This window comes from Paraburkholderia sp. GAS32, from assembly GCF_050434225.1.
In the GTDB taxonomy this organism is placed as follows: Bacteria; Pseudomonadota; Gammaproteobacteria; order Burkholderiales; family Burkholderiaceae; genus Paraburkholderia; species Paraburkholderia madseniana.
This window is the reverse complement of sequence record NZ_JBNPVS010000006.1, coordinates 218,284-230,464: the sequence shown is the minus strand read 5'-3', so window position 1 is coordinate 230,464 and position 12,181 is coordinate 218,284. Positions and strand designations below refer to the sequence as shown.

General features: G+C 60.0%; 12 protein-coding genes. 5 read left to right on the top strand and 7 right to left on the bottom strand.

Features of this window, described 5'->3' with window-relative positions; all coding sequences use genetic code 11:
• The first annotated feature begins 56 nt into the window (after nucleotides 1–56).
• From P3T25_RS10240 to P3T25_RS10225, 4 genes are all read left to right on the top strand, one after another.
• On the top strand, nucleotides 57–1,301 hold the full coding sequence (locus tag P3T25_RS10240; protein WP_266238735.1) for a DUF1479 domain-containing protein: 1,245 nt from the start codon (nucleotides 57–59) through the stop codon (nucleotides 1,299–1,301).
• Nucleotides 1,302–1,404: 103 nt separating this feature from the next.
• Complete coding sequence (locus P3T25_RS10235) at nucleotides 1,405–2,652, top strand: ABC transporter substrate-binding protein (protein WP_154560229.1); 1,248 nt, start codon at nucleotides 1,405–1,407, stop codon at nucleotides 2,650–2,652.
• A gap of 65 nt (nucleotides 2,653–2,717) precedes the next feature.
• Nucleotides 2,718–3,746 carry an aldo/keto reductase gene (locus P3T25_RS10230; RefSeq protein ID WP_171926510.1) on the top strand — a complete coding sequence of 343 codons (1,029 nt, stop codon included), beginning with the start codon at nucleotides 2,718–2,720 and terminating at the stop codon, nucleotides 3,744–3,746.
• Nucleotides 3,747–3,787: 41 nt separating this feature from the next.
• Nucleotides 3,788–4,219, top strand: coding sequence for an SRPBCC family protein (locus P3T25_RS10225; protein WP_154560231.1), 432 nt, complete (start codon nucleotides 3,788–3,790; stop codon nucleotides 4,217–4,219).
• 17 nt (nucleotides 4,220–4,236) lie between these two features.
• Here the strand turns inward: P3T25_RS10225 and P3T25_RS10220 are convergent, their stop codons facing one another.
• The 5 genes from P3T25_RS10220 to P3T25_RS10200 all read right to left on the bottom strand — a co-directional run bounded on the left by P3T25_RS10220 (nucleotide 4,237) and on the right by P3T25_RS10200 (nucleotide 9,468).
• Nucleotides 4,237–4,983, bottom strand: a complete 747-nt coding sequence (locus P3T25_RS10220; RefSeq protein WP_154560232.1) for an SDR family oxidoreductase — start codon at nucleotides 4,981–4,983, stop codon at nucleotides 4,237–4,239.
• Nucleotides 4,984–5,045: 62 nt separating this feature from the next.
• Nucleotides 5,046–5,630, bottom strand: a complete 585-nt coding sequence (locus P3T25_RS10215) for a TetR/AcrR family transcriptional regulator (RefSeq protein ID WP_154560233.1) — start codon at nucleotides 5,628–5,630, stop codon at nucleotides 5,046–5,048.
• A gap of 146 nt (nucleotides 5,631–5,776) precedes the next feature.
• Nucleotides 5,777–6,664 carry a LysR family transcriptional regulator gene (locus P3T25_RS10210; protein WP_171926509.1) on the bottom strand — a complete coding sequence of 296 codons (888 nt, stop codon included), beginning with the start codon at nucleotides 6,662–6,664 and terminating at the stop codon, nucleotides 5,777–5,779.
• A gap of 105 nt (nucleotides 6,665–6,769) precedes the next feature.
• Nucleotides 6,770–8,080 carry an MFS transporter gene (locus P3T25_RS10205; protein WP_266238736.1) on the bottom strand — a complete coding sequence of 437 codons (1,311 nt, stop codon included), beginning with the start codon at nucleotides 8,078–8,080 and terminating at the stop codon, nucleotides 6,770–6,772.
• A 98-nt stretch (nucleotides 8,081–8,178) separates the two neighbouring features.
• Nucleotides 8,179–9,468: a M20/M25/M40 family metallo-hydrolase gene (locus P3T25_RS10200; RefSeq protein WP_171926507.1), complete on the bottom strand. Its 1,290-nt coding sequence runs from the start codon at nucleotides 9,466–9,468 to the stop codon at nucleotides 8,179–8,181.
• A 163-nt stretch (nucleotides 9,469–9,631) separates the two neighbouring features.
• Here P3T25_RS10200 and P3T25_RS10195 point away from each other — a divergent pair, with 163 nt between their 5' ends.
• Entirely contained in the window at nucleotides 9,632–10,171 is a 540-nt protein-coding gene (locus P3T25_RS10195) for a GNAT family N-acetyltransferase (RefSeq protein WP_266238737.1), read from the top strand.
• A gap of 72 nt (nucleotides 10,172–10,243) precedes the next feature.
• Here the strand turns inward: P3T25_RS10195 and P3T25_RS10190 are convergent, their stop codons facing one another.
• Both P3T25_RS10190 and P3T25_RS10185 read right to left on the bottom strand, forming a co-directional pair.
• Nucleotides 10,244–10,528 carry a cupin domain-containing protein gene (locus tag P3T25_RS10190; RefSeq protein WP_171926506.1) on the bottom strand — a complete coding sequence of 95 codons (285 nt, stop codon included), beginning with the start codon at nucleotides 10,526–10,528 and terminating at the stop codon, nucleotides 10,244–10,246.
• Between the two features lie 263 nt (nucleotides 10,529–10,791).
• Nucleotides 10,792–12,009, bottom strand: a complete 1,218-nt coding sequence (locus tag P3T25_RS10185; protein ID WP_266238738.1) for an FAD-dependent monooxygenase — start codon at nucleotides 12,007–12,009, stop codon at nucleotides 10,792–10,794.
• Between the last annotated feature and the right edge of the window lie 172 nt (nucleotides 12,010–12,181).

Genomic DNA, 12,181 nt, shown 5'->3' with positions numbered 1-12,181 from the left:
AAGCCACGCATGCGCGTCATATCCTCGGGGCATATCAAATCCCTACGGAGACAGTCATGGCGTTGAAAATCGACGATTTGCCGAGCGCAATCCGGCAAGCGAAAAAGGAGCTGCGCGCGGCGTTGCCGAACTACCGGCAGGTCTTTGCCGAAGTCGAAGAGGCGATCAGCAGCGAGGCGAAGCGAATTGCTACACAGCGGGATCGTGGAGAAGACGTCATCCCCGAGATTCAGTTTTCCGACATCACCGAACAACGCGTCGCTGCGGACCAGATCGCGGTCGTCAAGGCGCGTGGCGCATGCGTGATCCGTAATGTCTTCCCCCGTGCGCTGGTGCAGAGCTGGGACGAGGATATTGCCAACTATGTCGAGCGCAATAATCTCGACAAGCACCTGGAAAACCGCGCTGAAGACAAATACTTTGGCCAGCTCGCGTCCAGCAAACCGCAGATCTATGGGGTGTACTGGTCGAAGCCGCAAGTGCTGGCCCGTCAGTCGGCGTCGCTGACCGAGGCACGTGTGTTCCTGAACCGGCTGTGGCGCAATGAGAGCGGCGGCCAGGTGCACTTCGATCCGGAGCGCGTGCCTGTCTATGCCGATCGTCTGCGTCGTCGGCCGCCAGGCTCTGCGTCGCTTGGCCTGTCGGCGCATTGCGACGGCGGGTCGGTCGAGCGCTGGATCGAAAGCAATTTTCGGAAGGTGTACCGCCACGTGTTTGCCGGGAACTGGCGCGACTACGACGCGTTCGACGCGGCTTTCCGACCTGACGTGCAGGAAATCGCATCGCCGGCCGTATGTTCGATGTTTCGTACGTTCCAGGGCTGGACTGCCTTGACGCCGCAAGGCCCGGGCGACGGCACGCTGCAACTCGTGCCCATCGCCAATTCGATGGTGTACATCCTGCTACGCGCGCTTCAGGACGATGTCGCAGAGGACGACCTGTGCGGTGCAATGCCCGGACGGGCGCTGTCGATCAAGCCGGAATTTCATGCGCCATTGTTCGAGGCACTGTCGTCGATTCCCAAAATGGAAGCGGGTGACACTGTGTTTTGGCACAGCGATGTCATCCATGCAGTCGAGGACGAGCACAGGGGTGCGGGTTACAGCAACGTGATGTACATCGCCTCGGCGCCCGCGTGCGCCAAAAACGACGCTTATCTGAAGCGCCAGTTGTCGAGCTTCCTCAAGGGTGAAAGCCCGCCCGATTTTCCTGCTGACCATTTCGAAGTGGATTTCAGCGGACGCGCCACTGCCGACGATCTGACACCGCTCGGCAAGGCGCAACTTGGGTTTGACCTGTAGATCGGTAAAGACGTTTGACACGTATGAAAACGGGCACGCATGCGCGTTCGACCTGGCCTCGAACGCGCCGCTCGATCAAATAACGAAAACTTCGGAGACTGCAATGAAACGATCACTCACGTCGGTTGCGACGGGTATTACGCTGCTCATGGCTGGAACTCATGCTGGTTTGGCCGCCGAACAGCTTTCGGTACTGCACTGGTGGACCTCTGGTGGCGAATCGAAAGCGATCCGGGTGCTGAAGGACGATATGACCAAACAGGGCTATGAGTGGAAGGACTTCGCCATAGCGGGAGGCGCGGGCGCGGCGGCCATGACGGCGCTGAAGACCCAGGTCATCTCGGGCAACGCACCATCGGCCGCGCAGATCAAGGGGCCTCTGATTCAGGATTGGGCCGATCAGGACATGTTGGTCAATGTCGATCAGTCCGCTACCGATTGGAAAGCGCATTCGCCGTCGCAGATAGATAGCTCCATGAAGGCAGGCGGTCACTATGTGGCTGCGCCGTTCTCGGTACACCGAATCAATTGGTTGTGGATCAACAAAGCCGACCTCGAAAAAGTCGGGGGCACGGCGCCCACTACGTGGCCGGAATTCTTCGCGCTCGCCGACAAATTTCGTGCAGCGGGCATCACACCTGTCGCGCATGGTGGCCAGCCCTGGCAAGACATGACCATCTGGGAGACGGCCGTGCTTTCCCAAGGTCCGGATTTCTACCGGAAAGCCCTTGTTGACCTTGACCAGAAAACGCTGACTTCGCCGCAGATGGTGCAGGTGTTCGAGGTCGTCCAGAAGATCCGGAGTTACTTCGATAAGGGCTACCACGGCCGTGACTGGAATCTCGCGACGGCAATGGTCATTTCCGGCTCGGGCGGCATGCAGTTCATGGGCGACTGGGCGAAGGGCGAATTCGCCAATGCGAACAAGAAGCCAGACGCCGACTATATTTGCGCGGCCGCGCCGGGGACGTCGAATGCCTACACGTACACCGTGGATTCGTTCGCGTTCTTTCAGCAGAACGGTAAGAAGCAGGCGTCGCCCGGGCAGCTTGCGCTTGCCAAGACGATCATGTCCGTCGATTTCCAGCAGCAGTTCAGTCTCTACAAGGGTTCAATTCCTGTTCGGCTGGACGTTCCCATGGACAAGTTCGATAGCTGCGCCAGGAAATCATTCGCCGACGAGCAGGCCACGATTAAATCTGGCGCGTTCCTGCCTTCGTTGGCCTTCGGCAATCTTCAGTCGCCGGTTACTGCTGGCGCGATTACCGACGTCGTCACGAATTTCATGAACTCGAACGAGGACCCGAAAGAGGGGGTGCGCAAGCTTGCGGCTGCAGCGAAGATCAAGTAGACGGGCGTTGCGTGTCAGTCAGTCTGGAACGAATGGCTTCACTCCCATCGACAAAGGAGATAAAAATGAATCCGGTAGCAAAACGTAAATGGCCGCGTTCAGGGCTCGAGACGACCGTGATGGGTTTCGGCGCCGCGCCGATCGGCAACATCTTCAGGCCGATCAGTGAAGAGGATTCGGCTGCCTTGATCAAGGCAGCGTGGGACGCGGGCGTGCGCTACTTCGACACCGCGCCGATGTACGGGCACGGGTTGAGCGAAGCGCGCTGCGGGCAAGGGCTGCGCTGGTATCCGCGCGACCAGTTTGTGCTGTCCACCAAGGTGGGGCGTCTGCTGAAGCCGCGCAAACGCGCCGAGATCAACTTTGAACCATGGGTCGACGGGTTGCCTTTCGAAACCGTTTTCGACTACAGCTACGACGGCACGATGCGTTCCATCGAAGACAGTCTGCAGCGTCTGGCGCTGGAGCACATCGATATTGCGCTGATTCACGACATCGACGTCTTTACGCACGGCGAGCGTCAGCCCGAGATGTTCGAGGCGGCGATGGCTGGTGCGGCGAAAGCACTGCTGAAACTCCGTGACGAAGGGATCGTGAAAGCGGTGGGGCTCGGCGTCAACGAATGGCAGGTCGCACACGAAGCCATTCGCCGGCAGGATTTCGACTGCCTGCTGCTGGCCGGTCGCTACACGCTGCTCGAGCAGGACGCGCTGGACGGTTTCCTGCCGCTGTGCGAAGAGCAGCAGGTGTCGGTCATTCTCGGTGGCGGCTACAACAGCGGCATTCTCGCGACGGGTGCGGTGCCAGGCGCGAAATACAACTATTCGCCCGCGCCGGAGCCCATTCTTGAACGCGTGCGCAAGATCGAGCAGGTATGTCAGGAATACTCGGTACCGCTCAAAGCGGCGGCGCTGCAATTCGTTCTCGCCCATCCCGCGATCCCGACCAACATCCCCGGCGTGCGTACGGTTGCACAACTGGAAGACAACCTGCAAACCTTCCGGGCTGAAATTCCACCGGCGTTCTGGGCCGAGCTGAAGCGCCGGGAACTGATCCGGCAGGATGCGCCGACTTCTCCTGTTGATATCCTTTAGCAAGCTCGCATATTATCTGTGCTCTTACTAGAGGATCTCACATGACCGACAGTACGCACGCCACTGCCTCCTATAGCCAGGAGACCACCGCATCGGCAGGAGTGATCTGGGAGTTCTTCGAGGCCGTTTCCGGTTGGAAGAATTGGAATACGGGTGTCCACGCCTGTTCCATTGATGGTCCTTTCGCTGTGGGCTCATGGCTAACCATGACGCTTCCTGACCAGGAGATCATCAAGTCGCAACTCGTCGAAGTCGATGGGCAGCATCTGTTCACAGACGAAACGATGCTTGGCGACGTTGTGGTTCGCGTGGTCCATGAAATCGAACCGCTACCTGGTGGGGGCAATCGCATCACCTACAAGATCAACGTAGTCGGGGAGAATGCGCACGACATTTGCGCTGACGTTTCTTCCGATTTTCCTGAAGTCTTGTCGGCGCTGGTCGCTCAGGCGGAAAATCGGGCAACGAAATAGAACAGGGCGCCAGACGGTTATAGCGCCATACCACCGTCGATGGTGAGGCTGGAGCCGGTCATGTAACCCGACTCCTTGCGGGCGAGGTAGGCAACCAGACCGGCAATCTCATCCGGATCGCCGGCGCGCTTAAGCGGAATGAGCGGCTTGATCGCCTCGATATGATCGGCCGTCATGTCCGTTACAGTTGGCCCGGGTTGAATGTTGTTGACTGTGATGCCCCGGCTGGCCAGGTCAACGGCAATACCTTTAACCATGACGGCAACCGCGGCCTTCGTCATTGAGTAAACGCTCGAGCCCGGATGTCCGCTACGCACCGCTGTGTTGCTGCCGATCGTAATGATCCGGCCGCCGTCAGAGAGACGCGCAGCAGCGGCCTGGATGGCAAGAAAGACACCACGCACGTTGATATCCAGCATGCGGTCAAGATCTTCCACGCTCACCGTCGCAATGTCACCAAGCTTCAAGATGCCGGCGTTGACAACCGCAATATCCAGTTTTCCGAAGTGATCCACGGTCTGCGCGACAGCTGCCTTGATCGCTGCCGGATCCGCGCTGTCAGCCTTGATTGCAAGGCCAGACTGTCCGGTAGCCTCAATTGCCCCAACCGTTTCCTCCGCTCGCTCCGGCGCCGAAACGTAGGTGATCGCTACATCGGCGCCCTCTCTTGCCAGACGTCTCGCTGCAGCCGCGCCAATACCGCGCGAGCCGCCAAAGACAATGGCAACCTTTCCGGTAAGTCCGTAGTTCTCGTTCACTAGCATCTCCGTTGTTGACAGATCAGTCCATAATTGGGCGAACAGCAACCACGTCAGGCTTTCACTGCCTAGCGCGGTCTGAAACGGTTGATTGCAAATCTGGCCTGTGCGCGCAGACTCCTGGCATCGCTACCTGCACGGGCGGCGAGCTGAATACCTTGCATTGTCATCTGCAAAAAGGCGGCGGCTTCGCGGGCCTCGATGGTGGGGTCGACTTCTCCGCATGCCTGTCCCTCACGTATGCGTTCGACCAGGCATCTGAAAAGCCTTGGACCTACTTTGCTCCGTAGCATCACAAGCTCCGGATCCGCAGACCCGAATTCACTGACCGCGTTGACACCCATGCACCCGAGTGCACGTATGCCGTCATCTTCGGCAATGAGGCCAAGCAGAAGCGCCTCAATACCGGCTAGTGGCGATGCGCTGCTTTTCAGGCGCTCCAGGTGACCCGCATTGCTTTCCCGTTGATATCGCTCCAGCGCTTCAAGGTAGAGCTTTCGTTTGTCACCGAACGCGTTGTAGAGACTCTGGCGCCCGATATTCATGGCCGCGAGCAGGTCTTCGGTTGAAGTCGAGGCGTAGCCTTTCGCCCAGAACACGCGTGTTGCGTGATCCAGTGCCTCGTCGCGATCGAACTCTCTAGGTCTAACCATGGCTCGAGGATATGTATTCTGGACTGATATGTCAATAACGAAGTTTTGCTACTGCTGCAGACGCCGGAGACGGTGCAGTAGGCCTTCTTCGATGCGCGGTATTCTCCGTGACTGGGGATCTGAACGCCCGCATTCAGCGTACGTTTTCATCCGAGTGCGCGAAACGTATTCCTGCACACTTGCATAAACTGTTCGACCAGCGCAGACCGCTCGCCGTTAATGGCCACGCTCGCAACGACCGGAATCGCGATTTCCGGTGCAAGCGGCACGACATTCAGCCCTTGAGCGCGTGCGGAAAGTGCCGCGATCTCGTCGACGATGGTCACGACTTTCGACCGCGCGGCGAGCGACACGAGGGAGTGATACGACTGCGCGGTGATGCTTGAGCGGACTGTGACCGAGAGTTCTTCGAGTCGTTTCGCCAATAGCCGCCCGAGTGGATCGGCCGGATCAGGTCCAATGATCTCGCGGCCTTCGAGCGCACTGATCTCCATGAAAGGCGCCTTGTCGAGGACGTCCGGGTGACCCACGCAAACGAGCCGGCTCGACGCCAGTTCGATCTCCTTGATGGCAGGATGCGACACGCTGTGATACAGCAGGCCGATATCGGCTTCCATCAGCGCGATGTTGGCGACTGCGGTTGCCGAGTAATCCGCGCGAATGGACAGCTTGACGCCTGGATGCAAGGCCTTGAATGCGAGTGCTGCGTCCACCACGACAGTCTGCGCCATGGCTGGGGCGGCCAGAATGCGGATCGACGATCCGTCCGTCCCGCCGCGCAGGTTTTCGGCGAGCCGTTGAACCGCCTGCAACTGCTCATCGAGCCGCATGATCTCGGGGAACAGCGTTTGCGCCTCCCGGGTCGGAATGAGCTTGCCGCGCACCCGTTCGAACAGCGGATAGCCCAACTGGCGCTCGGCGCTCTGCAGCGTTTGCGTGATCGCCGGCTGGGTGAGCGACAGGAGCGCGGCCGCGGCCTTGAGCGTTCCGGTCACGCGGATCGCGTTCACTACTTCGATGTGCCTGAGTCTCATTGGATGCCCGCCGGATGTCGGCCTTCGTCGGATTCAACAGATTCTAAAGCTCGACGGGCGTGCGATCCGGCGAATCAAAAAATGGAACGCGGAGAACCTGGGCCGTCAGGCGTTTTTCAGCACGTTCTCACGAGTAGAAGCAGGGGAGGTCCGCTTGCGAAAGTAGAGAATGCAGACTAGCGCGATGACGGCAGTGACCATGACGTAATACGCAGGCACGAACTTGCTACCGGTCTCGTTTGCAATCCACGTGCAGATCATCAACGATAAACCGCCGAACACGGCGAAAGTCAGGTTATGGACAACCGCGATGCTGGTGGTACGCGTGCTAACCGGGAACAGCTCCGCGACGAACGCGGGCATCGCACCCTGGAACACCATCACGCACGATGTCAGTCCAGTGACGCAGAAAACATAGACGCCGACTGTGGGGGACGCGACCATCAGGTGAAATGCAGGAATCGTCAGGACAATGGTAAGCAGCGTGCCCGTCGTGATGAGCGCAAGCCGGCCGATACGATCTGACAGTGCGCCGAAGACCGGTGGCAATACGATCTGTGCGGCCGAATAGCCAATCGCACCCCACATCGAATCGACAGGGCTCATTCCCAACACCTTCTGCGCGTACAGCGGAATGAATACGCCCAACAGATAGTTCGTCGAAGCGGCGAGTGAATACAGGCCGATAGCCGCGGCGATCCGTGCTTTGGCCGTCGCGAACGTATCGCGGATCGGATTGCGTTCGTGACTGGATACCTTGAATTCGGGTGTTTCGTCGACACGCCGGCGAATCCAGTAGCCGAACGGCACGATCGCGAGGCCGATCAGAAACGGCACGCGCCAGCCCCACGATGCCAGCGTGTCCGGCGTCATCAGCTTGTTCGCACCGAGCCCGACGATACTCGCGAGGCCCGTGGCGAGGCCAATCCCGACCACCTGATAACTCGCAAAGTACCCCTTCATTCCCTTCGGTGCGTGCTCCGTGACGAAGGAGACGGTCGAGCCGAATTCGCCACCCGCGGAGAAGCCCTGCAGGACTTTGCCGAGCACGAGGATCAAGGTACCGACAACGCCGAATGTCGCGTAGGTGGGGGCGCAGGCGATCACGAGCGTGCCGATGCCCATCAGCCAGATGGTGAGCATCATGCCCGCCTTGCGGCCACGCCTGTCGCTGTATGCGCCGATAACCATCGCGCCGAGCGGCCGGATGAAATAGCTGACGCCGAAGGTTGCGGCAGCGGCGAGCATCGACGTGTAGGCGTCGCCCGTCGGGAAGAAAGCTTTGGCGATTATGACAGCCAGAAAGCCGTAGACGAACAGGTCGAAAAACTCGAGCATGTTGCCCACCAGCGCGGAGGCCAGGATACGGCGAAATTTTCTGCGTTGCTCAGGACTTGGAACTTTATCGGTGGACATGACATTTCCTTTTCCGATGCGAGGAGCGTAGGGCAGCGCTGCATCTGCGGCGCGTTCCGACGACGAGGGCAATGAAGTTCGTGACAGGCGCGGCCGGTTTAGAGGCCGGCTGGTGCGCTCAGATAGTCGAAAGCAGTGAGCACGAAGATTTCACCGAGCGCGCGCAATTCGTCTACGTACACGTGCTCGTCGGACGAGCCCATGTTGTAGGACGTCAAGCCGCAGACCACGGTGGGTACGCCGTGCTGCCGGTAAAGGCGCGCATCGGAGGCGCCGACACGCATGTTGACCACCGGTTGTGTGCCGAGCTTCGCCGCGCAATGGCGGCTGAGTGTTTGAATGATCTCGTGATCGGGCGCGGTCCAACTCGGTTCGTAGCGTCGCGTGATCTCCAGCGAGACGCCGGGATGGCGCACAACGATTTCCTTGATGCGGCTTTCGATCTCCGCGACTGAAACGCCGACCGGCAAGCGGATGTCGGCGGTAGCGGTGGCGTGGTCCGCGATCAGATTCGACAGACGTCCACCGCTGACCGTACCGAATGTGATGGTGACCTGGCGCAGAACGTCGCTCTCTCCCGCGCCGGAGATAAGTTCAGATGTTTCGCTCGAACGGGCGATGGCGGCGAGGACTTCGCCCGGCGCGTTCACCGGGTAGTCGCGCACCGATTTGAGTTCGTGGATAGCGTCGAGAATTTTCTCGATTGCGCTATCGCCCTTATGCACATGGGCCGCGTGTGCCGACTTGCCGCTTGCATCGAGACGCAGCCAGATCATGCCTTTCTCGCCGAAACGCAGCACGTTGGGCGAGCCGGTGTCGGCGCTGATCATCGCGTCGCCGGCTGCGTGCGGCACATGATTCAACAGATAGCCTGTCCCTTCCGTGCCCATGCTTTCTTCATCGCCAGCGAAGGTGGCGACGACTTCGCCCGCGAACGAGTCGCGCACAGCGGCGAGCTGACGCAAGGCGAACACGATGGCGGCGACCCCGCCCTTCATGTCTGACACGCCCAGTCCGTAAAGCTTTCCGTCGCGTTCCTGACCGTTCGGATCGGCCGACCATTGATGGGCATTCACGAGCGGGAAGGTGTCGAGGTGGCCGTTGAAAACCAGCCGACGCCCAGGGCGCGCACCACGCACGCGCACCACGAGGTTCATGACATGCGGGAGCGTACCGAATCGCTCGACTTCCGCGCCGGAGCCTTCGAACATTGCCTCGATCCGGTCGACGACCGCGTGAGTATTGCCGGGCGGGTAGGCGCTGGGAACGGCTACCAGGGCGCGTGCGAGATCGACGATCTGGTGGCTGGATCGGGACGCGGCGTCCGCGAGGGTGCTACGCAAACGGGTAATCTCGGCATCGCCCGAGACCAGGGCATCGGCTACCATTTCTGACCTCCATTGGATTAGCGCGCTGCAAGCCGGAGGGCAGGCCGCGCCATTGATCCGATAGTCGGTAGCCGAATTGTTCGCGTCTAATCAGCCAAAAACGTGGGGGTATAAGTAAAAGTTAATTGGCGATGGGAGGGCATGGCTGTCGATGCGTTGCGGCTTGCTGGTCAAAGCCGGAGCGTTGCCTTATGAAAGAGCTACCATATTCACGACCACGCTTTCTGCCGAATACTTGCGAAACATGACAATGCATCCCGATCCCCGCCTCGCCGTTCTTGCCGACCTCCAAGCTATTGAGGAAATCGTTAGACAGGCCTACTCGCCTTATATCCCTCGTATCGGGCGGCCACCGGGACCGATGCTGGACGACTATGAAGTCTTGATCGGCGAGGGCAGAGTCTACGTTGTCGAGCTGGAAGGCGCCATACAGGGCATTGTTGTGCTCATCCCGGAGCAGGACGCGATGCTACTGGACAACGTGGCCGTAGCACCTGCTGCCAAGGGAACGGGACTAGGCCGCAGCCTGCTGGAATTCGCTGAACGCTCGGCCAGAGTGGCCGGCTGTCGCGTCATCAGGCTCTACACGCACGAGAGCATGACGGAAAATATCGCGCTTTACTCTCGCATCGGCTATACGGAGACGCACCGGGCCGAGGAGAAAGGTTTAAAGCGGGTGTTCATGGTTAAGCACTTGGCCTGATTGAGCCGCTCGTCATCCGGCTGAGTTCGACCACAAGTGGCTATTCGTCTGTGTCTTTCGTCAAGAGACGCCTCAGCGAATCTCCACCTCGATAAATACCACCTCGTGGTCGGTCGCGTTGACGACGTTGTGCTCCACTCCCTTCAACCCCGCGTAACTGTGCCCTGCGCGCAGCTGCGATTCCCGGTTGCCTTGTGATGTCTCGAGGAGAAGTTGACCATCCGTTTGCGGTACCACGACATAGTCATGTCCATGAACATGCCAGCCGGTCTCAGCACCGGGCGCAAATCGCCACTCGGTGACAATCACGCGTTCATTCAATACCTGCTGCGTTGGAACTGCCTGCGGACGATCCATGAGAGTTTTCTCAGTGAAGTGGGATACGAGGTTCGTCGGATAGCCGTCACGCCGCATCGATAGGCGCGCTATCGCCTGTTAATGGCGACTCCACCGTGCGCCAACATGCTTCCGGGCTCAATACATCTCTTAACCATTCTGAAGCTGAAGCCTTCCGTTTGAAATGTACAGTGCCTTCGCTCTTACCAACACAGTTGCATTCACCTATGCGATACGAGAGGGGCGGCTTCTCCGAGCGCTATCAACCGTAAAGCAGGCCTAGCTCAAAGCCAGGTACCACCCTGCCGCTCACTCGGTTCTTCCGTCAGCGCATCGAAATCGTGAATCCAGTCCAGGTGATTCAGCACGCTGTCGCGCGCGCCGAGGCGGGCGTTGCGGGCCTGCGCGGCCGGCCCGTCGGGCAAATGCAGCACGTCTGCTGTGGTGATCGACGCGTACTGCACCTTGCGCGTGCGGCCCCGGCGCAGGCGCTCGTAGGCTTCCTGCGCCTCGCGCCAATTGCCTGGACCCGCCGCGGCCAATTGAGCGGCCAGCACCACCGCATCTTCAATCGACTGATTGGCGCCCTGGCCGTGATGCGGCACAAGCGCATGCGCGGCATCGCCGATCAGCGTCACGCGGCCTTTGCTCCAGCGGCCGAGCGGGGGACGGTGGAACAATCCCCAGCGCTGACTGATTGGCACAGCTGTGATCATCTGCACGACGGCCGGGTGCCAGTCCTTGAAGAGGCGGAGTTGTTCGCCCTCGCTGGCGGGCATGACCCAGTCGCGTAACGGCCACGGCGATGGATGACGTTCGACCAGCAGGAAATTCTGGTCGCCTTTGTCGCCGATGGGATAGTGCAGCAGATGGCCGCCGGGTCCGACCCAGAACTGGATGGTCTCGGGATCGGGCAGCAGATCCATGCGTTCGGCCGGCACCACGCCGCGAAAGCCCGAGCAGCCCGAATACAGGGCGTCGTCATAGCCGAGCATCCAGCGCCGCGTGATCGAGCGCGCCCCGTCGGCGCCGATTACGAGGTCGGCGTCGATGCGCTGACCGTTATCGAACGCCAGACTCACGCGATCCGGGTGCTGCACGAGATCGACCAGCCGATGGCTGAGCTTGATGCGCTCAAGGCCGACGGCTCTGGACAGTACGGCCTGCAGATCGGCACGATGAATGCCCCAGTACGAGCCGCCGAACAGCTCGCGAGAACTGGGCGTGCCGCGATGGTGACCGATGACCTCGCCGCTGCGTCCGTCGCGATAGACGAGGCCCGGCACCTCCGCGCACACCTTCTCGAAGTCCGCGCGCAGTCCCATGCGCTCGTAGAAGCGCGTCGCGTTGGCCGAGAGCGCGACGGCCGCGCCCACTTCGCGCAGCTCTTCGGTTTGCTCGTAGAGTTGCGCATCGATTCCGTGCTCGCGCAGCGCGAGCGCAAGCGTAAGGCCGCCGACGCCGGCGCCGACGATCGCAATCTTTAGATCCGTCTGCTTCATGACTGTGTCTCCGATATCCAGATTTATGGGTGTGGGCCGCCATCGCATTTCCGGGCGCCATGGCGAATGCGCGTGCCGTGTCAGTATTTTCAGCACTAGACCTTCATTCCTCAATAAGATGAAATGAATCTGCTTCATCACTGGATTGAATGAGACCCGGATATGCGTGAGT

Bases quoted from the DNA above. Each gene is read 5' to 3' on its own strand.
- P3T25_RS10240 (WP_266238735.1), top strand. From the start codon at position 57: ATGGCGTTGAAAATCGACGATTTGCCGAGCGCAATCCGGCAAGCGAAA.
- P3T25_RS10235 (WP_154560229.1), top strand. From the start codon at position 1,405: ATGAAACGATCACTCACGTCGGTTGCGACGGGTATTACGCTGCTCATG.
- P3T25_RS10230 (WP_171926510.1), top strand. From the start codon at position 2,718: ATGAATCCGGTAGCAAAACGTAAATGGCCGCGTTCAGGGCTCGAGACG.
- P3T25_RS10225 (WP_154560231.1), top strand. From the start codon at position 3,788: ATGACCGACAGTACGCACGCCACTGCCTCCTATAGCCAGGAGACCACC.
- P3T25_RS10220 (WP_154560232.1), bottom strand. From the start codon at position 4,983: ATGCTAGTGAACGAGAACTACGGACTTACCGGAAAGGTTGCCATTGTC.
- P3T25_RS10215 (WP_154560233.1), bottom strand. From the start codon at position 5,630: ATGGTTAGACCTAGAGAGTTCGATCGCGACGAGGCACTGGATCACGCA.
- P3T25_RS10210 (WP_171926509.1), bottom strand. From the start codon at position 6,664: ATGAGACTCAGGCACATCGAAGTAGTGAACGCGATCCGCGTGACCGGA.
- P3T25_RS10205 (WP_266238736.1), bottom strand. From the start codon at position 8,080: ATGTCCACCGATAAAGTTCCAAGTCCTGAGCAACGCAGAAAATTTCGC.
- P3T25_RS10200 (WP_171926507.1), bottom strand. From the start codon at position 9,468: ATGGTAGCCGATGCCCTGGTCTCGGGCGATGCCGAGATTACCCGTTTG.
- P3T25_RS10190 (WP_171926506.1), bottom strand. From the start codon at position 10,528: ATGGATCGTCCGCAGGCAGTTCCAACGCAGCAGGTATTGAATGAACGC.
- P3T25_RS10185 (WP_266238738.1), bottom strand. From the start codon at position 12,009: ATGAAGCAGACGGATCTAAAGATTGCGATCGTCGGCGCCGGCGTCGGC.